This window comes from Actinoallomurus soli (genome assembly GCF_024055715.1).
Taxonomy (GTDB): Bacteria; Actinomycetota; Actinomycetes; order Streptosporangiales; family Streptosporangiaceae; genus Actinoallomurus; species Actinoallomurus soli.
Map to the genome: position 1 here is coordinate 359497 of NZ_JAMXMV010000003.1, position 24398 is coordinate 383894.

General features: G+C 73.1%; 15 protein-coding genes. 10 read left to right on the plus strand and 5 right to left on the minus strand.

All coding sequences use genetic code 11. From position 1 onward, the window contains the following. Positions 1-64: 64 nt before the first annotated feature. Positions 65-1582: an ABC transporter substrate-binding protein gene (locus NDW01_RS10830; protein WP_252819403.1), complete on the minus strand. Its 1518-nt coding sequence runs from the start codon at positions 1580-1582 to the stop codon at positions 65-67. A 1-nt stretch (position 1583) separates the two neighbouring features. Further along, positions 1584-3530, minus strand: a complete 1947-nt coding sequence (locus NDW01_RS10835) for a hypothetical protein (RefSeq protein ID WP_252819404.1) — start codon at positions 3528-3530, stop codon at positions 1584-1586. 283 nt (positions 3531-3813) lie between these two features. Here NDW01_RS10835 and NDW01_RS10840 point away from each other — a divergent pair, with 283 nt between their 5' ends. The 8 genes from NDW01_RS10840 (at position 3814) to NDW01_RS44310 (ending at position 15619) form a co-directional block, all read left to right on the plus strand. Further along, positions 3814-4686: an RNA polymerase sigma-70 factor gene (locus NDW01_RS10840; RefSeq protein WP_252819405.1), complete on the plus strand. Its 873-nt coding sequence runs from the start codon at positions 3814-3816 to the stop codon at positions 4684-4686. A gap of 119 nt (positions 4687-4805) precedes the next feature. Further along, on the plus strand, positions 4806-5957 hold the full coding sequence (locus tag NDW01_RS10845; RefSeq protein WP_252819408.1) for an NAD(P)/FAD-dependent oxidoreductase: 1152 nt from the start codon (positions 4806-4808) through the stop codon (positions 5955-5957). 90 nt (positions 5958-6047) lie between these two features. Beyond that, positions 6048-7535 carry a hypothetical protein gene (locus NDW01_RS10850; RefSeq protein ID WP_252819410.1) on the plus strand — a complete coding sequence of 496 codons (1488 nt, stop codon included), beginning with the start codon at positions 6048-6050 and terminating at the stop codon, positions 7533-7535. Then, the gene (locus NDW01_RS10855; protein WP_252782561.1) at positions 7532-8326 is read left to right on the plus strand and encodes a hypothetical protein; all 795 of its coding nucleotides are present in this window, start codon (positions 7532-7534) and stop codon (positions 8324-8326) included. The genes NDW01_RS10850 and NDW01_RS10855 overlap by 4 nt, the downstream gene beginning before the upstream one ends. A gap of 11 nt (positions 8327-8337) precedes the next feature. Continuing rightward, the gene (locus NDW01_RS10860) at positions 8338-12951 is read left to right on the plus strand and encodes a hypothetical protein (protein WP_252819411.1); all 4614 of its coding nucleotides are present in this window, start codon (positions 8338-8340) and stop codon (positions 12949-12951) included. Further along, positions 12948-14228, plus strand: coding sequence for a DUF2399 domain-containing protein (locus tag NDW01_RS10865; protein ID WP_252819413.1), 1281 nt, complete (start codon positions 12948-12950; stop codon positions 14226-14228). Before NDW01_RS10860 ends, NDW01_RS10865 begins: the two co-directional genes overlap by 4 nt. A 491-nt stretch (positions 14229-14719) precedes the next feature. Next, on the plus strand, positions 14720-15337 hold the full coding sequence (locus NDW01_RS10870) for a hypothetical protein (protein ID WP_252819415.1): 618 nt from the start codon (positions 14720-14722) through the stop codon (positions 15335-15337). Between the two features lie 69 nt (positions 15338-15406). After that, positions 15407-15619, plus strand: a complete 213-nt coding sequence (locus tag NDW01_RS44310; RefSeq protein WP_406567715.1) for a DUF2399 domain-containing protein — start codon at positions 15407-15409, stop codon at positions 15617-15619. Here NDW01_RS44310 and NDW01_RS10875 read toward each other — a convergent pair. Then, positions 15606-16328 (minus strand): alpha/beta fold hydrolase, encoded by a 723-nt coding sequence (locus NDW01_RS10875; protein WP_252819417.1) that lies wholly within the window; start codon positions 16326-16328, stop codon positions 15606-15608. The two genes, NDW01_RS44310 and NDW01_RS10875, sit on opposite strands and share 14 nt — an antisense overlap. A 158-nt stretch (positions 16329-16486) precedes the next feature. Here NDW01_RS10875 and NDW01_RS10880 point away from each other — a divergent pair, with 158 nt between their 5' ends. Continuing rightward, positions 16487-17416 (plus strand): helix-turn-helix domain-containing protein, encoded by a 930-nt coding sequence (locus NDW01_RS10880; protein ID WP_252819419.1) that lies wholly within the window; start codon positions 16487-16489, stop codon positions 17414-17416. Positions 17417-17495: 79 nt separating this feature from the next. On the opposite strand, the gene rox is transcribed toward NDW01_RS10880, so the two are convergent. Together rox and NDW01_RS10890 are read right to left on the minus strand one after the other, a co-directional pair. After that, positions 17496-18923: a rifampin monooxygenase gene (gene rox, locus NDW01_RS10885; RefSeq protein ID WP_252819422.1), complete on the minus strand. Its 1428-nt coding sequence runs from the start codon at positions 18921-18923 to the stop codon at positions 17496-17498. Between the two features lie 254 nt (positions 18924-19177). Next, positions 19178-19801 carry a DUF6000 family protein gene (locus NDW01_RS10890; protein WP_252819424.1) on the minus strand — a complete coding sequence of 208 codons (624 nt, stop codon included), beginning with the start codon at positions 19799-19801 and terminating at the stop codon, positions 19178-19180. Between the two features lie 225 nt (positions 19802-20026). On the opposite strand from NDW01_RS10890, the gene NDW01_RS10895 reads away from it, so the two are divergent. Then, on the plus strand, positions 20027-24361 hold the full coding sequence (locus NDW01_RS10895) for an AAA domain-containing protein (protein ID WP_252819426.1): 4335 nt from the start codon (positions 20027-20029) through the stop codon (positions 24359-24361). Positions 24362-24398: the final 37 nt, after the last annotated feature.

The window sequence follows — 24398 nt, forward strand, 5'->3', positions numbered from 1 at the left end:
CGGACGGATGACCTCGGGCTCCCGTACGCCCGGAGGCGTAGACCTTCGGGCGCGCCGGGACGCGTCAGGAGCGGTGGATGTCGAGCACGGTGCGCCGTCCGTCCGGCGCGATCTGGAGCACCGGGATGAGACGGTGCGCCGGGTCGCCGTCCGGGCCGAGGTCGATGTCGCCGGACGCGCCGAGCACGCGGTTCGCGGTGTGCATGGCGTAGAGCATGTTCCGGACGTTCTCCGGGACGGGATCGTCCTTGGCGGCGGGTCCGGTGGTGCGGCGGACCGCCTGCGCCGCCGTGAGCATCGCGTCGTGCGCCATGATCGCCCATCCGCTGCGCAGATCCGCGACGTCGAAATGGCGCCGGAACTCCTCCAGGAAGCTCAGGTACGCGGCGCGGGACGGGTTGCGGTCGCCGGCCAGCACGTCCGGGTCCGCCAGCGCCGCGTAGACGATCGAGCCGGGCCCCGGATAGGTCGTCATCGCCGAGGCGTCGGAGCCGGTGACCAGCGTGATCGGCCGACGGCAGCGCTCGGCGAGGTAGCCGAACAGCGCCTTGATGAACTTCTGGCGGCCCGCGTAGAACACCATGTCCGGCTGGTTAGAGCCGCAGATGTTGCTGGCGATCACGGAGAACTGGTTCGGCAGCCCCGGCTCGTCCGGCCGGTCCGCGGTGAAGGTCTCCTCCAGGGCGTGCTGCCGCTGCAGGTAGGAGGCGAGCAGGGGATCCTTGGTGAAGTCGTCCCGGAGCGACTTCGCGTACAGGTCGGTGGCCCTCTGGTCGGTCACCAGGGTCGCCGTGCGCAGATCGTGCCGCTTGGCCAGCACCTGGCCGACCGCGGCCAGCTCGTCGCCGACCTGGGGGTTCACGCGGGTGAGACCGGGGATCCGGCCGCCGCCCAGGCCGACCGCGGCCCGTACCGCGCCGGTGCTGTCGAAACCGTCGGCCGTGATGACGTCCCCGACCATGGGAATCCCGGCCTTGGACAGCGCGACGGCCGCCTGCACGGTCGCCTGGGTGCTGAGCGCCAGCCCGGCCACGGCGACGAGGTGATCCGGTGCCCCGGTCATGCCCTTGAGCCGGTCGACCACGCGTTTCCACTGGCTCTGGTCGCTGCCCTCGTTGGCCAGGACGAGCCGGATCTGCGGGTGGTCACCGCCGCCCTCACCGTGGTTGGCCCGTAGCTGACCGACATAGGCGCCCTCGAGTTCGGGGATGGTCCGGCCGGTCGTCAGGTCCCGGTCCGGGGTGAACGAGAACGGTCCGAGGTAGGCCACCGTGACGTACTGCTTGCCGCTGTGGCGCACCCGCTCGTTCTCGGCCCAGATGGCATTGAGGAGCGGCTTCCACGCCTTGTCCTGGCCGTGCGTGGCGAACCACGGGTGCTCGTGATCGCGTCCGTCCGACACGCCGATGCACTCTCCGTGCACGCGTGCCACGTCACCCGAGCAGCGCCCTTCGTCCCGGAGGACGACGACGATGAGGACCGCCGCGACGATGACGGCCAGCGCGACCGCCCCGGCGATCAGCCACGCCCGCCGGTGCCGGCGCGCGGTCGGGAAGATCGGCGATTTATCGACAGTGCTCATGTCAGTCCCATAGGAGCGCCTGCTGTTGGTGGTCCTGCGCCCGCTGGCGCAGTGCCTGACGCCGGCGCGGGGAGAAGCGGGTGATCGCGTCATAGCCCGCGGCGATGTCCAGGTGGAGGTCACGGCGGTGCACGCCGGTCAGCGGGTCGGTCACCACCCAGAGCCCGGTCAGCAGCGGCGCGAGCGCCTGGACCGTCGCGTCCGCCTCGGCGTCCGCCCAGCCGGCCAGCAGTTGCGCCTCGTCGGCGGGGTCGTCCCCACGGCTCGCCGCTCGTGGCGCGGTGACGACCGCGTCGAGGAGGGCCAGCCAGGCGTCGCCGTCGAGCGCGGTCAGCCGGGTGGCGAGCCGCCGTGTCACGAGCGGGATCTCGCCGAGCGCGAGCGCGTGGTACAGCTCCCCCGCCTCGTCCTCCTCGTCCTCGGCCGCCACGCGGAGGCGCTGGTGCACGGTGACCCAGGTGGCCTCGCCCTCCGCCCCGGCCAGGCGGCGGCTCAGCAGGCGCCGCAGCACGGGGTGCAGGACCGCCGGCTCCGGCGGATCGCCGCCGCCCCACAGGTCCGGCGTGTAGAGGCTCGCCACGTCGGCCGGCCGCAGCAGTCCGCGGGGCGTGATCAGCCGGTCCGACTCGTCCTGGTCGCGGGCGGCCGCCGCGATGACGAGCTTGTCCGCCTGCCGCTTGGTGCAGTGGGCGAGCAGGTCGCCCAGCAGCCGCTCCCCGAGCGTGCCGCCGCGGTCGTCCGTACGGTCGAGCAGGGCGCGCACGTCGTACGGGCCCTCGGGCTCCCGCGCGATCGCGTCGAGGAGGGACCGGGTCGCGCCGGGATGGCCACCGGTGAAGTGATAGACCATCGCGGCGATGCGGCGGTCGGGCGCGCCGTGCAGGCCGAGGGCGGTCACCATCGTCTCGACCTCGCTCTCGCTCAGGTCGCGCAGCACGATCGGGTACCACCAGCGCGCCGCCGGCCCACGGTTCAGATGGTCGGTGCGGCCGGCGGTCTCGGGCTGCGCATAGGGACGGGCCCTCCGCGCGACCCGTGCGGTCAGCACGCCGCGGCTGGTGGCCACGAACACCAGCGGCACGGTGGAGTCGCCCGCCGCCCGCGCCTCGCGGATGCGCGCGAGTTCGACGAGGAAGTGCTGACCGTCGGGGAGGTCGGCGTTGTCCAGCAGTACGGCGGCCGAGAATTGTCGCTTGGCGGCGCGCCCCTTCTTGAACGCCTCCCGCAGGTCGGCGCTGAACGCCGCCAGCAGCAGCCCGTCGACCATCCCTCGGTTGCCGTCGGTCCCGTATGCGCGGAACCGGGCGTTCAGCTGGACCAGCTCGTCGATGGAATCGGCGCCGAGCCCGAGATCCTGGTCGCCGTACCAGTCCTGGCCGGCGCCGAGCAGCATCTGGCGGCCCCACCGCCCGCTCGCCATGAGGCCGTCGACGAGGAGGTCGGCGAAGCTCGTGACGGGAATCTGCTGTGGTATGCCGAGGATCTTCTGCAGCGGAGGCGCGACGCGCTGAATCAGCGCCCGCAGCGCGGCGATGTTCCGGTACTTCTCGAGGAGTGCCTTGACCTGTGCGCGGGCTCGCACGCGGTTGGTGAGATCGATCGTCTGATCCTCCATGACCGCCCGGCCCACGATGAACCGGGGGAACCCGAGCCGGCCGTAGTCGCCGCATCGACGATTGAGCTCGAACGCCAGCGCGGCGAGCACCTCGTACACGGCCATGTTGCCGATCTTGGCGAAATCCACCCGGGCGTACGGAACGCGGTTCTCGAGCGCGTCCTCCAGACAATCCAGCAGCGCGGTCTTTCCGCTGCCGGCAGGCCCCTCGAAGATCAGAATGGGGGCCTCGCGGGCCGTGCGCCTGCGCCCCTGCTCGGGCCGCTCCATGAACTCCCGTACGACGAGAACGGCCCGGTCGCGCCCGAACAGCCGCGCTCCCCTACCCGGCACCGACTCCCCCGGACGACCTGGTGGCCGAGCCGGAGGGCACGGCCGCGCACCGCAGCATCATCAACCCCGTATCCTCCTCTTTCCGCACATCCCCGTAGAGTGGTGACACCCTAACCGCCGTCTTTGTTGGGCATCAATAAGACGACGATGAATACCGGTTCGTTCACTCGGACCGGGAAATGCACTCAGCGTCATTTCGGCTGAACAAAAACCGTCTATCCGGTCGCCCGGATATTCGCGAATGGTGGATAATGCGGTCCATCGGCGTCGTACGGGGTGAGTCATGGACAAGTTGGCGGAGTTCACGGAGAACCGGGCGCGGCTGTTCGGCCTGGCGTACCGGCTGCTCGGGGAGGCCACCGAGGCCGAGGACGTACTGCAGGACGCCTACCTGCGCTGGGAGGCGAGCGGCCCGGTCGACGTCCCCGCCGCCTGGCTCACCACGGTGGTCACGAACCTCTGCCTCAGCCGGCTCGGCTCCGCCCGCGCCCGCCGGGAGAGGTACGTGGGGCCGTGGCTGCCCGAGCCGGTGCTCACCGAGGACGGCCGGCTCGGCCCACTGGAGACCGTCGAACAGCGCGAGTCGATCTCCCTCGGCGTCCTCATGCTGCTCGAACGCCTGTCCCCACCCGAGCGCGCGGCGTTCGTCCTCCGGGAGGCGTTCGGCTACCCGCACGCGGAGATCGCCGACGTGCTGGGCGTCGACGAGGCGCACGCCCGTCAGCTGTACCGGCGGGCCCGCGCGCACGTGAGCGAACCCCGGCGGCGGTTCGCCCCGAGCACCGCCCACCGCGAGGAGATCGTGCTCCGCTTCCTGGCCGCCGCCACGGAGGGCGACCTCGCCGGCCTGGAGAAGCTGCTCGCCGAGGACGTCGTCGCCTGGTCCGACGGCGGCGGCAAGGCCACGGCCGCCCGGCGCCCGATCACGGGACCGGTCCGCGTGGCACGCTTCTTCGCCGGCCTGGCCGCCCACCCGCGCGCGGCCGGCATGGACATCGCGATCCGTACGGTCAACGGCGAACCGGCGCTCGTCCTGCACGAGGCTGGCGAGCTCTACATGATCGTTTCCTTCGACCTCGCGGGCGATCGCGTGACCGCCGTGCACGCCGTCCTCAACCCGGACAAGCTCGCCTACGCGGCGGCGCAGGAGCGGTGACCACGGCCACCGGGGCGGCACGGGAAGTGTGACCACGGTCACCGCGCCGACCGTCACGAAGCGGGGGCGCTGCCGAGTCACCCCTTCGACGGCACACCGTCGGCGAAGGGATGACTGAGATGGCGACACGCATTCTGGTCCTCGGCGCGGGCTACTCGGGGCTGGTCGCGGCACAGCTGACCGCACGGCACCGCGACACCCGGGTGACCCTGGTCAACGCGAGCGACCGCTTCGTGGAACGGGTCCGGCTCCACCAGGTCGCGACGGGGCAGGAGGTACGGACCCGGCCGATCGCGGAGCTGCTCGGCGGAGCACCCGTGGAGTTCGTCGTCGGCCGGGTGACCGCGATCGACGCCGCGAAGCGCGAGGCCGAGCTGGCCGACGGGCGGCGGCTCGGCTACGACACCCTCATCTACGCGCTCGGCAGCCGGTCCGACGTCGAGAGCGTCCCCGGCGCGGCCGAGCACGCCTGCCCGCTCGCCACCGCGGACGACGCCGTACGGCTGCGGGAGCGGCTCGCCGGCGGCGGCGCCGTCGCGGTGGTCGGCGGCGGGCTGACGGGCATCGAGGCGGCGACCGAACTCGCGGAGACGCGGCCGGACCTGACCGTACGGCTGCTGACCGACGGCCGCCTCGGCGCGGCGCTGTCCGACCGCGGCCGCCGCCACCTGCGGCGCGTGTTCGACCGGCTCGGCGTGGAGGTCCTGGAGGACGCGCGGGTCGCCGAGGTCCGCGCGGACGGCGTGCTCCTGGTCGACGGCGAGCACGTGCCCGCCGGCACCGTCGTGTGGACCGCCGGGTTCCGGGTGCCGCACCTGGCACGGCAGGCGGGATTCGCGGTGGACGAGCGCGGCCGGATGCTCGTCGACGCGGCACTGCGCTCGGTGTCCCATCCGGAGGTGTACGGGATCGGCGACGCGGCGGCGATGCACCGGCAGGGCGGGCAGGAGCTGCGCCTGGCGTGCGCCACCGGCCTGCCCGCCGCCCAGCACGTCGCCCGTACGATCCGCCAGGGCCTGGGCCGGCGCGCGCCGAGCCCGTTCCGGTTCCGGTACGTCCACCAGTGCATCAGCCTGGGACGCCGCGACGCCCTGATCCAGTACGTACGGGCGGACGACAGCCCGGTCGGGCTGGTCCTCACCGGCCGGATCGCCGCCCTGTACAAGGAGGCCATCGTCCGCAGCGCCTTCGCCGCCCAGCGCCACCCCGCCCTCGTCGCCCTCGCCCCCGGCGGCGGCCCGTCCCGCGACCGGCTCGACCTCGCCGGGTGAGGCGGCGCGGGGCGATGGCAGACCTCGCGGGATGACGGGGCGGGGCAAGCAGGTCACCGCTGTCACTCCTCGCCACTAGAGTCACTCTTCGTGAGTGACGAATCGGACTCCGGGAGTGTCGCCGCCGCGGCCCTGCTCGATGACGGTCTCGTCCGGCGGCTCAAGGCGCTCGCGTGCACCGGGCCTCTCCACGATCTGGACACCCGCAAGACGCGGCTGGACTTCGCGGACGCCTCGGTGTACGCGATGGCGGAGATCGCGTTCCAGATCATCGACCAGGTGACCATCACCATGGACTTCGACCGGGGCGCGAACCACGACGCCGTGATCGCGCGGGTGCTGCCGTTCATCGCGGCCCAGGCGCCGGACCGCGCGCCGCAGGAGCATGAGAAGGTCGCCCGCTGGGTCCTGGAGAACCTCATCAACGTCGGCAGCGTCGACCGCGGCTTCCGCGTGTTCTACGGGACGTTCGGCGCCGACGGCGCGTACCAGCGGCTCGCGTTCGACTTCAAGCTCCTCACCGAGCTCGCGGACGCCGACGGCGAGGTGTACCTGCGCGCCTCGGACGAGGCGATCAACGTGCTCATCGGCGCGCTGGACACCGACGTCGAGTCCGCGCAGATCGCCGCGGAGATCAAGCTCGGCAACCTGATCGAGCGGGGGAAGCTGTCGGACGCCCAGGCCGCCGCGCAGCAGGCCCGGTACGCGACCGTGCAGTACGCCGAGCGGCTGCGCCGCAAGCTGGAGGCGACCCGCCGGGACGTGCGGTCGGTCGACTGGGAGGAGGAGATCCCCGAGCTGATCGACGCGGCGCTCACCCACGTCACCGCCCGGTACCGCGCCGAGACCGCGATCCTGGCGAACATCCGCCGCGCCCGCGACGAGGCCACCGAGCCGGAGCGCAAGCGGCGGGCGGCGGTCCTGGTGGACATCGTCGCCGACTGCGTGAAGCGGCACACCCAGCTGCAGGCCCGGCTGATCGAGGCGAACGCGATCTTCCGCGCCGAGCAGGACCGCCAGCAGTTCTCCGGGCCGCCGCAGCGGGCGACCGTCGACCTGTTCGGCCAGCTGCTCGGCCCCACGCTGCAGCTGAGCGTGGCCGACGCCGCCGGGCCCGCCGGCGCGTTCTTCCAGGGGGGCGCCGGGCTCGCGACGCCGACGGTGGTCCGGCTGCGCGACGTGGTGCGCATGCTCATCGCCCCCGCCGCCGAGCGCGACGACCTGGCCGGGGCGCTGCCCGAGCCCGACCTGATGCCCCCGCCGGACCCGGACGTCTTCAGCGACGAGCAGTGGACGCGCGCCGACGACCTGCTCGACCTCGCGGACACCCCAAGGCGGCTGTCCGCGCTGCTCGCCGAGGCGCGCGCCGGCGACCCGGCCCTGCCGCACCTGCTCCTCCTGCGGGTGCTGCACGCCGTGTCCCCCGAGATCGGGGTCGCGGTCCGGCAGGGCGACGACCGGGTGCTCGTCGCGGTCGACGACGGCACGCGGCTGGAGGACCCGGAGTTCGGCGGCGCCGACCTGCTGGTCGGCCTCGCCCGCGTATCCGACGAGTCTCAGCAGGGAGCGGTCGCGTGAGCGTGAATGTTCCGATCGCGGACGCCGCCGAGGCCGCGAAGTTCATCACTCTCGGCATGCGGCCCCGGCTGCTGCCGGCCCGCGACCTGGCCTACGGCGACTACGTGCGCCGCTACCGGGAGGACGAGACCTTCGCCGAGCTGACGAACGCGGTCGCGAACGGCCTCGGCCTCGCCGTCCTCGCCTGCTCCCAGCAGACCGGCCTCGTCCTCGCCGCGACCGACGGGTCGCTGTTCGAGATCAAGATGGAGGACTACTCCCGCCGCGCGGCCACGCGCGACCGCCGGGAGAGGATGCTGCACGGGCTGGTGCACCTCGCGGTGGCGGCGGTCGCCTACCCGCGCCCGGCCGACCTGGCGAACGACTCCTACATCGGCCGGGTCAGCGTCGAGCAGGTCGACGCCGTCGTACGCGAGGCGTGCCGCGTCCTGGACGAGAAGGCCGCCGCGGCCGAGGAGAGCCTGGATCCGCTGGAGGAGGCGCCCGACCTGGAGAAGACCTGGCGGGTCTACGCGCGCCGCCCGTCCGCCGCGGCGACGAAGGACGGCCGGCTCGCCCCGGACGCCACCCGGTCCATGGTCAACAAGGCGCTGCGATTCCTCGCCGAGCAGGGGTTCCTGTCGCAGGTGGGCGGCGAGGGCGGCGGCACGTACCGCACCACGCCCCGCTACCAGGTCCAGGTGCGCGAACTCGCCGCCGACCGCGCGTTCGCGGAGCTGCTCGACCTGGGCGTCGTCACGGTCACCGACGGACACGGCACGCTGCGCGCCGTCTCCCCCGACACTCTCTGAACGGAGTCGTGGTGTACGAGCTCGCACGGGTCCGGCTGTTCTCGGTCGGCCCGAAAGGCGCCCGGTACCAGAACGTCACGCTCGACCTGCGGGAGGTCGGCGCGCCCGTCGCCCGGCCGGAGCGGGAGGCGCTGTTCGACCTGATGGCGGAGGAGCCGGGCCGCGCGGTGCCGCGCCGGCCGAGCCCGGCGACGGTGCTGTTCCTGGAGAACGGCGGCGGCAAGTCCGTCCTCATCAAGCTGATCTTCTCGGTGATGCTGCCGGGGCGGCGGCAGGTGGTCGGGGCGCGCGGCACCCGCGTGCTGGACAAGTTCGTGCTGGCCCAGGACGTCGCGCACGTCGCGCTGGAGTGGCAGCACGTACGGACCGGCCGCCGGGTCGTCGTCGGCAAGGTGTCGGCCTGGCGCGACCACGTCGTGTCCACGGACCCGAACCGCCTGAACGAGGCCTGGTACTCCTTCAGCCCGACCGCGTCGTTCGGCCTGGACGCACTGCCGTTCACGCAGGACGGGCGGGTCGTGTCGATGAGCGGGTTCCGCGATCGGCTGGGCGAGGCGGGCAAGGCCGAGCCGCACCTGCAGGTGGTCTGGGAGACCAACCACGGCGAGTGGCGGATGCGGCTGACGAACCTCGGGCTGGACCCGGAGCTGTTCGACTACCAGCGCAAGATGAACGCCGGGGAGGGTGAGGCGGCCGACGCGTTCGCGTTCAAGAGCGACGAGGCGTTCGTCGACTGGCTGCTGACCGCCGTGTTCGACGAGGACGACCTGCGCAGCCTCGGCGACGTCGTCGAGCAGTACGCCGCCGGCCTGGCGCGCCGGGACGGGCTGATGGCCGAGCGCGACTTCGTGCAGGGCGCGCTCGACCGCCTCGAACCGCTGACGGAGGCCGCCCGTACGCTGCGGGAGGCCGAGTCCGCGCGGGCTCAGGCCCGGAGTGCGGCCGAGACGTTCGGCGCCGCGATCACCGTGCGCCACCGGCAGGAGACCGCGCGGCTCGCCGAGCTCACCGAACGCGAGCGCACGGCCGTGGACCGCGAGCAGGACGCCGGCCGCCGGGCCGGGCGGCTGGGCCGGATCCACGCCGAGCTGCGCCGCGAGCTCGCGGGCCTGCGCCTGAAGGCGGCGACGGCGGAGCTGGAGGACCTGCGGACGCGGCGCGACGAGGCCCGCGAGACCCTCACCGCGTGGCGGGCCGCCGAGACGCTGCTGGCCTACCGCCGCGCCTGCGACGACGCCGAACGCGTACGCCGCCTGGTCGCCGAGGGCGAGTCGAAGGCCGCTCCGCTGCTGGCCGAGCGGGACGAGGCCGCCCGGCGTCTCGCGCGCGGGCTGTCCGTGCTCGCCACCGCCGCGGAGGACGAGGCCGGCCGGCTCGACCGGACCGCCGGTGAACGCGCCGAACAGGCCCGCGAGGAGGAGGCCGCGCTGGAGGACGCGATCGCGCAGGCGACGCGCGAACGCGGCCGGGCGGCCGAGGCCGAGGAGCGCGTCACCGCCGCGCTCGCCGACGTCCGTACCGCCGTCGAGGAGGGGCTGCTGCCCGGCGCGGACGCCGACGTGCGCGCCGCCGCCGAGGAGGCGCGCGAGCGCGCGGCCGACGCCGCCGAGCGGGTCGCGGCGGCCCTGCGGGACCTGTCCGGGATGGCCGCCGACCGCAAGCGCCTGGGCACGGAGGTCCGCGCGGCCGAGCAGGACCGCCGGAAACGGCAGAGCGCGGCGCAGACCGCCGCCGACGCCCTCGACCGCGCCGAGACGGCCGCGCGGGCGCTGGCCGGCGACCGGCGGGCGGCCGAGCTGCTCGGCGCCGACGCGATCGACCCCGAGACCGACGCGCCCGTGCTGCTGGAGTTGCTCGACGGCGCGATCACGGAGGCCGAGCGGGAGCAGGCCGACCTGCGGATGGAGGCGGCGGCCGACGAACGCGTCCTCGACGCGCTCGGCACCGGCGGCCTGCTGCCGCCCGCCGCCCACGTGACCGAGGCCCTCGCCGTCCTGGAGCACGAGAAGATCACCGCCTGGTCCGGCTGGCGGTACCTCTCCACCCTCCCGCCGCAGGGCCGCGAGGGGGTGCTCGCCGCCCACCCGCACCTGGTCGACGGCATCGTCCTGAACAACCCCGCCCACCTCGAACGCGCCGAGGAGGTCCTCACGGCGGCACGGATCCTGCCGCCCGGGCTCGTCGCCGTCGGCACCACCGCGGACCTCGGCGACCCCGACGCGCCCCCGGCCGCCGGAGTCGGGTTCCTCATCCCCCCGAACCCCGCGATGTACGACGAGGAGCGCGCCGAGGAAGAGCGCGCGGCCATCGCGGACCGGCAGCGCGAACGCGCCGGCCGCCTCGCCGCGCTCACCGACCGCCTCCACGGCGACCGCGACCTGCGCGAACGCCTGCGCCAGTGGCGACGCGCCCACCCGGCCGGCACGCTCGAGCGCCTGCGCACGGACAAGGCCGAGGCCGACGAGGCCCTGGCGACCGCCGAGACCCGGCTGGAGGACCTGGAGGGCCGGATCGCCTCGATCGAGCAGGCCGAGGACGAGATCCAGAGCGGCCTTCCCGCCTGGCGCGAGGAGGAGTCGGCGGCCGCCGACGCCGCCGGACGGCTCGCCCGGCTCGCCGAGACCGCCGCCCGCCTGCCGGAATGGCGCGAGACCGTGCGGCGTGCCCGCGCGGCGGCGGACGCCCACGACCAGGCCGCCGAGGAACACCGGCGGACCGCCGGACGCCTCCGCGCCGCCGCCGCCGAGGCCCGCCGCGAGGGCGACGACCAGCGGCGGGTCGCCACCACGGCCCGCGACGAGCTGAGCCGCATCCCCGGCGCGGGCACCCTCGACACGTCCGCCCCCGCGCCCGAGGAGCCGGTGCAGGTGCTGCGCGACGCGTACGAGTCCGCCGCGCGGGCGTACGAACGCGCCGGCATCGGCCACGACCTCCGCGAGGACCTCACCCACGCCGAGACCCGCGAACGCGAGACCGGCGCCGAGGTCAAGAACATCGACGCGCGCGTCCGCGACCTCGCCGAACGCCTGCTGGCCGGCCCGGACGGCTCCGACGCCTCCGCCCGCGCCGCCGCCACCGGCCGCGCCGAACGCACCATCGCGGCGCGCGAGGACGAGCACGAGACGCAGGTGGGCCTGCACGCCCGCCTGAAGGAGGAGTACCGCCGGCTCCCGCCGCAGGAGATCACGCTCGAAGCCCCGTACGAGCGCCCGACCGCCATCGGCAAGGCGGAGAAGCTGGTCGCCCGCGCCGAGGCCGAATGGGACACCGCCCGCCGCGCCCACGAGGAGCTGCGGTCCGGGCAGGAGCGCCTCGCCGGCCAGGTGGAGTCCGCGGGCCGTACCGTCGAGCGGCTCGCCGCGTACGCCTACCGGCTGGGCGAGCTCGTGCCGCAGGAGACCGACGCGGGGGTCGCGCCGTTCCGCGGCACGATGGACGAGGCCGAGACCCGCCTGGACGACGTCATGGGGAAGGTCCGCGACACCGCGCAGACGGCCGACGACGCCGGCCGCGCCGTGCGCAACGCCGCGGACGCGCTGGCCAAGTACGCCGCCGACGACAGGTTCGCCCAGGTCGACAGCCCGGTCCGCCGCCAGATCGTCGGCGTCGAGCGCGAGAGCCTCCCGACGTACGCCGAGGAGTGGGAACCCGCGCTGCGCCCCCGGCTGCGCAGCCTCACCGACGAGCTCGCCCAGATCGACCGGCACCGCTCCGCCATCGTCGACCGGCTGCGCGGCATGGTCGACCAGGCGCTCGCCATCCTGCGAACCTCCCGGCGGCTGTCGACCCTGCCCGACGGCCTCGGCGAGTGGTCCGGCCAAGAGTTCCTCCGGATCCGGTTCGAGACCGCCGAGCCGCACCTGCTCGACGAGGCACTCGGCGCCGTCATCGACGACGCCACCTCCGCCGATCCCGCCCGCGCCAAGGGCGCCGGCCGCCGCGACGGCCGTACGCTGCTGCTGCGCGGCGTCCGGGCGGCGATGCCGAAGGGCGTACGGGTCGACATGCTCAAACCGGACGCGGTCCTGCGCACCGAACGCGTCCGGGTGGCCGAGATCGGCGACGTCTTCTCCGGCGGCCAGCTCCTCACCGCCGCGATCATCCTCTACTGCACGATGGCGGCCCTGCGCGCCAACGACCGCGGCCACACCCGCCGTCAGCACGCGGGCGTCCTGTTCCTGGACAACCCGATCGGCCGCGCGTCGGCGGGCTACCTCCTGGAACTGCAGATCGCCGTGGCCGAGGCGCTCGGCGTGCAGCTCGTCTACACGACCGGGCTGTTCGACACCGGGGCATTGAGCGTGTTCCCGCTCATCATCCGCCTCCGCAACGACGCCGACCTGCGCGCCGGCCTGAAGTACCTGTCGGTCGACGAGACGATCCGCCGCTCGCTGGACGGCCTCCCCGCCCCCGACGAGACCGGCGAGGTCACCGCCACCCGAGCCTTCACCCGCCCGCCGGCTCCCGAGGCCGCCCGGCCCCGCACGACCGACGCGGACGGCGGTGGCGCGAGCGCGGGCGACGTGAGCAGGGGTGACGCGAGCGCGAGCGGCGTGAGCGAGGGTGACGCGAGCGCGGGCGATGTCAGAGCGCCCGATCCGACCGGCGCCGAGGACGCGCGATGACCACCCCCGACCGCCACGACCCGACCGGCGCCGCGCTCGGCGGAACGGCCGACACGGCCGGTGCGGGCGTCGGCTCGGGCGGCACGGACGGGCTCGGGACCGGCGTAAGCGGCACGGACGCGCCCGGCGTCGGCACGGGCCGCGGGGGTGGCGCGGGCAGCGGGGGCGGCGCGGGCGGCACAGGCAGCGGGGGCGGCGCGGGCGGCACAGGCAGCGGGGGCGGCGCGGGCAGCGGCGGGGTCGGTGTTCGTGCACAGCGGATGGCCGCGCTGCTGCGCGGCCGTAAGAACCGGCGGGTCCACCTGCGCGATCTGTGGGCGATCCTCGACGAGGCCGACCCGGCCCTCGGCACGGACGCCCGCCGCCGCTCCGTCCTCGCCGACGTCCTGGCCGAACTGGCCGGCGCCGGGCTCCTCACCCTGCCCGGCGAACGCTCCTACGACCGTACGGAGCACCCGCCGCTACCCCGCTTCGTCACCCTGCCCGCCCCGCAGACGCCCGCGCCCGTACGTCACCAGGTCGTGTGGCACCACGACCTGAACTGGATCCCCGAGACCCGGATCACGCCCGCCCAGCGGGACCGCCTCGAAGCGGTCGACCGGTGGCTGAAGTCGGCCCGGCGCGACGCCTCCCCGGCCCCGCTGCGCGAACGCTCGCTGGAGATCTTCGGCGACGAGAAGGCCCTGGACCGGCTACTGCGGACCGGCCTGTTCGGACCGGGCCGGCTGACCCTGGACCTGCTCGTCACGTACCGCGCGGCCGTACGTTTCACGAGCGAGACCGTGGGCTCCGGCGACCTGTTGCTCGTGGTGGAGAACGCCGACACGTTCGACTCCCTCGTCCACGCGCTCCGGGACCGCCCCGGCCACCGCGTCGGCGCGGTCGCCTGGGGCGCCGGCGCGGCCTTCGAGGCGTCCGTCCTGTCCATCGCCCGGCTCCCGTTGCCCGTCGCCGAGGTCGCCTACTTCGGCGACCTGGACGAGAAGGGCCTCCGCATCCCCGCGAACGCCGCAGCACTCGCCGCCGCCGAGGGCCTGCCCGCCGTCCGCCCCGCCACCGGCCTGTACGGCGCCCTGCTGGAGCGGGCACGCCCGCAGGGCGGACAACGCAAGCTCACCGCCGCGGCCGCCGACGAGGTCACCGCCTGGCTCGACCCGCCGCACCGCACCCGGGTCCGCGAGCTCCTGATGGCAGGCGAACGTGCCGCCCAGGAGGCCGTCGGCCGCCAATACCTCACTGCGCACGACGCCTGGACCACCGACCTGTACCCCCGCTGAGACGCACCGGCGGCCACCCCTGCCGCTCCGCCACACCCGCTCGCCGCCGAGTCGTTCGGCCGAGCGATCAGCGGTGGACGGCGCGAGAAGGTCTGGTTCTGGCTCGATTCCCGTAAACGGCTCCGGCTTGGGCGACCCTCACTGCTCACCGCCCCCGCCCGCACCGCATCGCAACGGCCGACCTTCCAACGACCTTTGCTCTGCTCACCCCAGGTATGCGTCTGGAGCGATCCACTGCATACCCGGCGTAAGCAGAGCGAAGGCCGGCGGAGAGCATGCGGCCATGCCCGGGGCCCGGACGACCAGCGCACGCCACGCCGCGGTGATTCCTGGTGGGCGCTGCTATTAGGACGCAGCATTCGCCAGGGATGAGGTCGCGGCATCGAACTCGGTTCGCTGGGCTTGAAGCGTCCGCGAGCGGGCCGCCGCCATCACCGGAGGGAACGCTTCGTACGCTGATCGTCCTGTCGATCCCTCTAGGCTCCCGGCCCATGACCATTCGCTTCGACCAGACCGGCTGGGAAGAGCTGCAGCCCGGCGCCTACCGGAACTCCGACGGCGACATCGCCGAGTTGCACGTCTTCGACATTCCTCCCAACCTGGCGGCGCCGCTGGAGGACTTGGACGCGCTCCGGCGCGACACGGTGGCGCGCGTGGCCGCCTCCGGCGGAGGCCTGATCGAGCTGGACCCGGTCACCCTGCACGGCCTGCCCGCGTTCCAGCAGATCGTGAAGCTGCCGCTGCCCGACCGGCCCGGGGTGGCCTACATCCCGTCCTTCACGCTGCCACGGGCCGACCGCAGCCTGGTCTTCAAGTTCCTGTGCGTCGAACAGGGGGTGACCGGGATGCGGGACGCCGTGGCGCTCGACCGTTTCATGACCGAGCACGGGAAGGGCCGTTCCCCTGAGGAGATGATGCGGTACTGGGCCCAGCACCCGTACGCGCCTGAGGTGCAGGGCGGTCTCCCCCGCAACTGGTCCGAGGACCCGTGGTGGGACCAGCACTTCCCCGATCATCCGCTGTCGCGTGCCCGCCGGCTCCTCCACGGCTTGGCGCCAACGATCGAGGTGCACCCGGCGTTCCATACGGCACCGCCCTGGCGCGGCTGAACCACGGACGGCCGATACGGGACCTCCACATGGTGGTCCCCTGACGGGCGCTGCTGCTGCAGCGCCCTGATCGCCAGGGAGCACCGACGATGGAGCCTTCTCCGAGGGGACGTCACCTGGCCGGGGAGCGCCATCGCCAACCGCATGATCGGCCGATACGCGGCCCGTCCGTCGCGCAGGGGAGCGGCCGACTACGAGCAGCATGTCGCCCAAGGCCCGAGCGGAGAGCCGGGTTCACGAAACCTCGAGCGTGGAACGAGCCCGCGGGTCACCCGAGCTTGAGCAGGAGCGAGGCGAGTTCGGCCGGCATGGTGATCATGCAGTCGTGGCCGGTCGGCAATTCCCACACCTGGGCGGGAGAGCCGTTGGGCTGCACCGCGGGGACGGGGCGTCGTTCATAGCCTTCCGGCACGTCGGCGACGCAGTGGATGTGCGTCCTCGGGATCAGGTTCACGGCCGGGTCGTCCAGTCGGACCGGTTGCTGGAGGCAACGCACCGACTGATCCGACAGCATCGTGCGCAGCCAGGCGACATCCGCCGGGTCGGTGACCCCGAACAGACCCGAGGACGGCGGCAGGCCGGGAGGCGGAACCCGCCAGCCACCGTCGGACTTCGCCGCGCGGTCGATCAGGACCTGGGTCATGGGCATGATGTCCGCCGCGCTCTCGCCGTCTTCGGGGACCATCGCGTCGAGGTAGACCAGGTGGGCGATCCGGTCCGGGACCTGGTTGGCCGCGGACGAGATGACCAGTCCGGCGTAGCTGTGTCCTACGAGGATCACCTCGGTGAGGTCCTCCTCGGTGATCAGCCCGACGATGTCGTCGGCGTGCGTGTCGAGCCCGACGTCGGGGCCGAGCAGGTGCGCCTTGTCTCCGTGGCCGGTCAGCGACGGCGTGAGCACCCGGTGTCCGGCCGATGTCAGGAACGGAACCACCCGCTCCCAGCACCGTCCGCTGTGCCAGGCCCCATGTACCAGGACATACGTCGCCATGTCTTGCTCCTCGTCGTGCTCGTTAGCGATCAGGCCGGTATCGGCTCGGTGGAACGCCGATCAGGCTGCCGCCGAGGCTCTGACCGAGCCAGGGCCCCCGCGCCCCTGGGGGTGACAGGACCAGGCACGCGCCGCATCGCGCGAACTACGGTGGACGGATGACCGAGGAATCGAACCTGCTGGGTGATTACATTCGCGCCCGCCGCGAGCGCGTCACTCCGGAACAGGTCGGCATCCCCGTCCTGGGAGTACGCCGCGTGCCGGGACTGCGCCGTGAGGAGGTCGCGATGCTCGCCGGCATCAGCGTCGACTACTACCTACGGCTGGAGCAGGGCCGCGATCGCAACCCCTCTGCGCAGGTCCTCGAGTCCATCGCCCGCGTGCTGATGCTCGACGACGACGCGACGGCCTACCTGCTACGCCTCGGCGTGGACAGGCCGCGGAGGCACCGGCGTCGCCCCCGGAAGGAGACCGTCGCCCCGGGCATCGCCAAACTGGTGACCACGCTCCCGCTGCCCGCCTTCGTCGAGAGCCGTTACCTGGACGTCCTCGTCGCCAACGCCTTGGCGACGGCCGTGTCACCGCGAATCACGCCGGGGGCCAACCGTCTGCGGGACGTGTTCCTCGACCCTGCCGAGCAGGCCCTTCACCCGGACTGGAACAAGGCCACCGCGATCATGGTCGCCGGTTTCCGCAACTCCGTCGGCACCGACACGGACGACCCCCGGTTCATCGAACTCGTCGGCGAGCTCTCTCTCGCCAGCCCTCATTTCAGCCGGCTCTGGGCCCGCCACGACGTACGCGCGTGCGAGGGCGCACCCGTGCACATCGACCATCCTCAGGTCGGCGGCCTCCGGCTGAATGTGGAGAGACTGGGCGCCGGCGGCGCGACCGGGCAGAAGCTCGTCATCTACCACCCGGACCCCGGCAGTGACAGCGCCGACCGCCTGGCGCTCCTCGCCTCCACCGTGCAGGCACCGGCTGTGCCTCGGCGCACGACCGCCGACGAACGGGGAGGAGCGGATGCGCACCGCGGTGAGTCGACGGCGCCTCGAGCCACGGCTCCGCACGCGAGGTCCCGGGCCTGATCGCGGCCTGTCACGCGACCCGGCGCCGTCACCCGCCTCCCCCGGAGTCCGCGCGGGCGCCTCCTCTGCGGCCGCGCGTTCAGCCGACAGGCGTGCCGAACCACCTCTCCATCGGGCCGAGCAGATCCGCCTGATCCTCACCGACCCAGGCCACGTGGCCGTCCGGCCGCAGGAGCACGGCAGGCGCGTCCAGTTCCTCGCTGACATCGACGACGTGATCGACCCGGTCGGCCCACCCGGCGGCCGACAGTCGCCCGGTCTGGTCGAGCAGCAGCCCGCGACCACCGCGCATCAGTTCGTAGAGGCGGCCTCGCTTCAGCCCCACGTCCCGCATCCGCCGGCCGAGCAGCTCATGCCCCTCCCCGAAGTCGTAGCGAATGTCGATCGCGGTGATCTTTCCGATCAGGTACCGGTTGACCTCCTCGAAGTCCATCAGTTCCGCCAGCAGCCGGCGCACCGCCTGGGGACCCGGCTCGAGGGACAGCAGCTCGGACTGCGCGCGGATGTTGTCCAGTACGTCGGCGGCCACGGGGTGCCGTTCGGTGTGGTAGCTGTCCAGCAGCCCCTCCGGCGCCCAGCCGCCGACTTCGGCGGCCAGTTTCCAGCCCAGGTTGAACGCGTCCTGGACGCCGAGGTTGAGGCCCTGCCCGCCCAGCGGCGAGTGGACGTGCGCCGCGTCGCCGGCCAGCAGCACCCGGCCGACCCGGTAGCGTTCGGCCAGCCGGGTCGCGTCGCCGAACCGGGACAGCCAGCGCGGTGAGTGCACGCCGAAGTCGGTGCCGGCGAACACCCGGAGCCGCTGCCTGACCTCCTCAAGGGTCGGCGGGACCGTACGGTCCTCGGCCACCCCCTCGGCGGGCACGACCACGCGGTACACCCCGTCCCCGGTAGGCCCGAGGCCGAACCGATGATGCGTTTCGCGGACCTGCGCGACGACGGCGGCGACCGTCGCCGGATCCTCGGTCACCTCCATCTCACCCAGCAGCCACTCGGCCCTGGTCGGCTCGCCGGGGAAGCCGACGCCGAGCAGTTTGCGCACCGTGCTGCGGCCGCCGTCGCACCCGACGAGATAGCGCGAGCGCAGCCGCGTGCCGTCGGCCAGCTCGGCGGTCACTCCGTCCGTGTCCTGGCTCAGCCCGACCACCTCGCAACCGCGCCGTATCTCGGCGCCGACCTCCGTCGCGTGCTCGTCCAGCAGGCGATCGGTGATGGGCTGTGGGATGCCGAGGATGTACGCGTGGGCGCTGTCCAGCCGCCCGGGCCACGGCTTGCTGATACCGGCGAAGTAACCGCCGAGCTGATACTGCTTGCCGTGCGCGAGGAACCGCTCCAGCAGGCCGCGCTGATCCATCACCTCGATGCTGCGCACATGAAGGCCGAGCGAGCGGGCGATCTTCGTCGGCTCCGCGTCCCTCTCCAGCACGACCACGTGCACACCGTGCAGCCGCAGCTCGGCGGCCAGCATCAAGCCGGTCGGCCCGCCTCCGACCACGATCACGTCGATCATGGAAACCCCCCCGTCTGATAGGACCTGACGTGCGACGTCGAATTGCCGCAGGTTCCGGTCTCGGTCGACGATTCTGCGGTGCGACGGGGGTCTTGCCGCAAGCCCCCCTGTGCGCTATACGTTGAAACTGGAGGGGAATGAACAATCCCTTTTCCCCAACGCGGACATTCCGCCCATTCCCGTGTCGATACTCGCGGGAGTTCGGCCAGTCGCATGACCGGCGCTCGCAATCCGAACCTTCCGGGTGTTCTTGATCAGCGAGGCCTGTGACGATCGGTGACCCGTTCGGCGAACCGGCAGAGTCGCTCGATGTCTCGCTGGGCGTCGAACGGGTCATGTGCGGCGAACGACGATCGGTGCCACAGGCCGTCGGCGCAGAGGAACCGCTGGGCGTGGGTCGTGCCGAGTCTCGCGTCGAGGTGGAGCAGTGCGCCGATGGCCGAGTCCTGGTTGTAGTGGCAGTCCCCTCTCGGCAGGTACCGGTCCAGGTAGGCGGTCAGAATCTCCGCGTCCTCGGGTGCACCGAAACGCGCGAGCGCGAAGCAGTACCCCTGGCCGGCGTAGACGAGTTCGCCGGCCAGCAGCAGGTCGCCGAGTGTCCGCCGGAATCCGGTTCGCCTGCCGAGGCCGATGAGCCATGCGGCGGTGAGCCGGGCACGCCACTCGAATCCGAGCAGTTCGGCCAGTTCGGCGTCGCTGATGTCCTGAGCGTCTTCGGCCAGCGCGGCGATGAAGGCATCGCGATCGGGTTCGTCTTCCCGCAGCGCGTTGGTGTGGAGGAGGTTGAGGTAACGAGAACCGCCGGGACGTTCGGACCAGATCACGTAGCGGCGGACCAGGGCGAGCTCTTCGGGTGTCTGCGGCATGCGGAAGCTCATGCCCCCCATGGTGACCTGGGCCGTCCGGCCCGTGCCCAGGCCGACGGTCCGGGCATGCCGGCGAGACGAAGCGAACCGCTCTCACCTGTTCCGGCGTTCGAATTCGTAACGATCAGCGTCCGGTTCACGCCTCGCTGTGCACCGATGAGCGGTCTGGAACGTCAGAGGTGTCGGTGACCGATGCGAAGCTGGACGCGGAGGTCGAGGACACGGACGGGGGAGCCTATGACGGATGGCGCGCGGACCCGCGACCGCATCACGCGGCTCTACGACTACCTGGGCGCGCTGGCCCAGGAGGTATACGCCAAACCGATCCGGCACGTCGGGGATTACGACGTGCCGATCGCCCCCGCCGACGTTCCGGCGCATCCGTCGGTGCGCCTGGGCACGGCGGCGGGTGACGCGTGGCTGCGGGTGGCCAAGACGCCCAGGCCGGAGGCGCCCGCCGTGCCACACGCGCTGGCACCGTGCTTCCGCGGCGTCACCGTCGACGACCCGTACGCACCGCCGCGGCCGCCCGCGAACCTCGCCGCGCGCCTCGGCCTGCCGGAGGACGACGCGGACGGCGCTGGTGCCCGCGCGGAGGCGGCGTTCTCCGCCTGGGTGGCCGAGGTGTGGCGGCCCTGGGCGGAGCGGGCGCGGCCGTCGGTCGCAGCGCGCCGCCTGTACGAGACGCTGTTCCAGCTCAGGCAGCGCATGCGCACCGACGAGGCGACGTACGAGCTGGTCTGGGGGCACGGGATCCTGGGCTGGCGGTTCGGTGGACACCGCATCTGCCACCCGCTGCTGGTCAGCCGGGTTCGCATCGTGTTCGACGACGACTCCGGCGATCTGTCCGTGGTCCCCGACGGCGTGCCCGCCCTGGAGCTCGACTGCCTGCAGGGTCTCGGCGTCCCGAACCTGACCGGGATCACCCGGATCGGTGAAGAGCTGCGCGGCGCGCCGGTGGACGTCTGGTCCCCCGACGAGATGCGCCCGCTGTACCGGAGGATCGCGGCGCCGCTGGGCCTGGACGACCGGCTCGACGACGGGCCGGACCTGCCCGAGGTCACCGACTCGCCGGTCATCGGCGACACCTGGCGGCTGGTGGTCCGGAAACGCCGCGTGATGTTCCTCAGGTTCTTCGAGCAGCTCAAGACGGCGGTGGCGGAGCGGGACACGCTCCCCGCCCCGATGGTCGCCCTCGCGGCGGGCGAGGACGCGGCCCGGCGGGAGGTCGGCGACCGCACGGACGAGTGGGCGCCGGTCGCGGAGCGCCTCCTCATGCCGCTGCCCGCCAACGACGAGCAGGAGCGGATCGCGCGCAAACTCGCCACGCACAGCGGCGTCACCGTGCAGGGCCCGCCCGGCACGGGGAAGAGCCACACGATCGCGAACCTCGTGTCCCATCTCGTGGCGCACGGCAAACGCGTGCTGGTCACGGCGCAGAAGGACCAGGCGCTCACCGTGCTGCGCGACAAGATCCCCGAGGAGCTCCGCGACCTGTCCCTGGCCGTACTGGGCTCCTCGTCGGCGCACCTCACCGACCTGCAGCGTTCCGTCCAGGCCATCACGTCGGCCGCGGACCGTGTGGACGAGGTACGCGAGACGGGAGCCGTGGAGGACCTTCGCCGGCGCCTCGACGAGGTCGGGGCCGAGGTGCTGGTCCTGAAGAAACGCCTGCGTGACGGGCTCGAACGCGAGCAGGCCGCGCTGGAGCTGGACGGCCACCGGCGCCGGGCCGGCGAGGTCGCCGACTGGCTCGCCCGGCACCAGGACGCGCTGGCCCGCGTCCCCGACGTCCTGCCGGTCGACGCGCGCTGCCCGCTCGGTGCCGCCGAGCTGAGCGAGCTGTTCGCCCTGGCCCGCCGGATCGGCGCCGACGACGCGGCCGCCTGCCGGGCCGAGCTGCCCCCCACGGGCGGGCTGCCGTCCGGGAGCGAGCTGGCGCACCGGCACGACGAGCTGCGCCGACTGGGCGAGGTGCTGGCCGGCTATCGCGACGTCGTGGCCGATCCCGCGCGGATCGACGCGTTCGCCGACGAGGTGCTCGACCGGCTGGCCGAGGATCTCGGCCGTGCCGCCACGACGCTCGCCGGGCTGGAGGACGGATGGCTGGCCCGGCTCCGTCTCCAGGTCGCCCAGGACCGCCAGTGGCTGATCCTCTGGTCGGGGCACACGGACAAGCTCCGGCAGGACGCCCACCAGTGCGCGCGCCTGCGCGCCACGCTCGCCGGAGCCCAGATCGAGGTGCCCTCCGATCTGGCGTACCGCGATGCCCTTGACCGGTTCGGGCAGTTGCGTCGCCGCTACGCCGAGAACAAGAAGGTCTCCCCCCTCGTCAACCGGTCCCTCGCCCAGTTCCTCAGGACACTCCGTGTCGACGGTGACGAGCCCCGCACGGTCGAGGACGTCGACAAGCTGATCGCGTACGTCGAGCTGCGGCGGCTGCGCGGAGCCCTGGCCGGGCTGTGGAGCCAGGAGTTCGCCGCGGCGCTGTCCGCCCCCGGCGTTCCCGCCGGCCTGACCGCCGTCGAGACGTGGATCGACGAACGCGTCCAGCAGATCACCGAGGCGCTCCGCTGGGAGGCCGAGACGTGGCCGCGCCTGCGCGAGCCGCTCTCCCATCTCCTGACCGCCGGCGCCGTACCCGCCCGGCCGTCACCCGATGACCTGCACCGTATCGCGGACGTGCTCGGCGGCCTGCGCGCCCGGCACCGGCAGCGGTCGCTGCTGGACGAGCTGGCCCGCCTGGGTGAGTCGCTCTCGGCGTCCGCCGCCCGTACGGGAGCGAGCCCGCTGTGGACCGGCCTGCTGACCGCGCTCCGCGCCGGCGACTGGGAGCGCTGGGACGCGACCCTGGCCACCGCCGCGCGCCTCACCGCGCTCCGCCCGGAGGTCGCCCGCCTCATCGAGCTGCACGGCAGGCTCGCCACGGTCGCGCCCCGATGGGCCGATCGCATCCGGGACACCGGCGGCGACGAGGCCGAGTGCGGCGACCCGGGCGGCCTCGCCCAGCTGTGGCAGTGGCGGCGCGCCGAGACCTGGCTGGCCCAGATCATCGACGCCGACGACCTCGCGGAGGTGCAGCGGCGCCTGGACGAGGCGCAGGAGGACCAGCGCGGGCTCACGCTCGAGCTCACCCGCCGGTCGGCCTGGCTGGCGATGAAACAGGGGCTCGGCCACACGCAGCGTCAGGCCCTCATGGGCTGGCTGCAGACGCTTCGCAAGATCGGCAAGGGCACCGGCGCCGGCGCGAACAAGTGGCGTGCCGAGGCCCAGCGGCTCATGCCCCTGGCGATGACCGCGGTCCCCGTCTGGATCATGCCGTACTACCGCGTCGTCGAGTCGTTCGATCCGACGGTCACGCCGCCGTTCGACGTCGTCATCATCGACGAGAGCAGCCAGTGCGACACCTTCGCGCTGGGCCTGCTCGGGCTCGGTCACAAGGTCGTCGTGGTCGGCGACGACCGGCAGATCAGCCCGTCCGCGATCGGCACCGGCCGCGCACGGGTCGACGAGCTCATCCGCAACCACCTGGACGGGTTCCCCAACGCGCTGCTGCTCGACCTCGAGTCCAGCCTGTACGACGCGTCCGCGCGCCTCTTCCCCGGCGTGGTCCGGCTGCGTGAGCACTTCCGCTGCCTGCCGCAGATCATCGAGTTCTCCTCCCAGCACTACTACGGCGGCGAGATCCAGCCGCTGCGGGAGGAGTCCGCCGACCGCCTGCCCGGCCCGGTCGTCCGCGCCGTCCACGTCCCCGACGGCGTACGCCAGGACTTCGCGATCGGCAACGTCAACGAGGCCGAGGCGAACGCCCTGGTCGACAAGCTCGTCGAGTGCTGCGCCGACCCCGCGTACGAAGGCCGCACCATGGGCGTCATCTCTCTGCTGGGCAGCACCAGCAGGCAGGCGCAGTACATCGACCAGCAGTTGCTGGACAAGCTCGGCCCTGAAGAGTACGAACGCCGCCGGCTGCGCTGCGGCGACGCGTACAGCTTCCAGGGGGACGAACGCGACGTCATCTTCATCAGCGTCGTCGCCGACGACAGGCGCGGCGCCTTCACCTCCCGGGCGTACGAGCAGCGGATCAACGTCGCCGCCAGCCGCGCCCGCGACCAGATGTGGGTGTTCCACAGCGTCCAGCCCGACCAGCTCCACCCGGACGACCAGCGGGCGGCGCTGATCCGGTACGCCCAGGACGGCCAGCGCTCCCGCGACCTCGGCCATGACCTCGAGGCCCGCTGCGAGTCCGACTTCGAGCGCCGCGTCCTCCGCATGCTGCTGGCCCGGGGCTACCTCGTCACCCCGCAGCACAACGTCGGCAACCTGCGCATCGACCTCGTCGTCCGCGGCGGCGGCCGCAGGCTCGCCATCGAGTGCGACGGTGACAAATACCACGGCCCTGAACAGTGGGAGGACGACCTGCGCCGCCAGAGCGTCCTCGAACGCCTGGGCTGGCGTTTCTGGCGCGTCCGTGGCAGCGCCTTCCACCGCTCGCCGGAGACCGCGATGGCGTCCCTGTGGCCCCTCCTGGACGATCTGGGCATCCGCCCCGCAGACGACGGAGACGAACGATGAACGAGACCGAACGCCGCTTCCACCGCGCGATGCCCCG

Excerpts from the sequence above, each read along its gene's own strand:
- NDW01_RS10875 (WP_252819417.1), bottom strand. The coding sequence starts at position 16,328 with ATGGCGACGTATGTCCTGGTACATGGGGCCTGGCACAGCGGACGGTGC.
- NDW01_RS10840 (WP_252819405.1), top strand. The coding sequence starts at position 3,814 with ATGGACAAGTTGGCGGAGTTCACGGAGAACCGGGCGCGGCTGTTCGGC.
- NDW01_RS10830 (WP_252819403.1), bottom strand. The coding sequence starts at position 1,582 with ATGAGCACTGTCGATAAATCGCCGATCTTCCCGACCGCGCGCCGGCAC.
- NDW01_RS10865 (WP_252819413.1), top strand. The coding sequence starts at position 12,948 with ATGACCACCCCCGACCGCCACGACCCGACCGGCGCCGCGCTCGGCGGA.
- NDW01_RS10890 (WP_252819424.1), bottom strand. The coding sequence starts at position 19,801 with ATGAGCTTCCGCATGCCGCAGACACCCGAAGAGCTCGCCCTGGTCCGC.
- NDW01_RS10880 (WP_252819419.1), top strand. The coding sequence starts at position 16,487 with ATGACCGAGGAATCGAACCTGCTGGGTGATTACATTCGCGCCCGCCGC.
- rox (WP_252819422.1), bottom strand. The coding sequence starts at position 18,923 with ATGATCGACGTGATCGTGGTCGGAGGCGGGCCGACCGGCTTGATGCTG.
- NDW01_RS10895 (WP_252819426.1), top strand. The coding sequence starts at position 20,027 with ATGACGGATGGCGCGCGGACCCGCGACCGCATCACGCGGCTCTACGAC.
- NDW01_RS10845 (WP_252819408.1), top strand. The coding sequence starts at position 4,806 with ATGGCGACACGCATTCTGGTCCTCGGCGCGGGCTACTCGGGGCTGGTC.
- NDW01_RS10870 (WP_252819415.1), top strand. The coding sequence starts at position 14,720 with ATGACCATTCGCTTCGACCAGACCGGCTGGGAAGAGCTGCAGCCCGGC.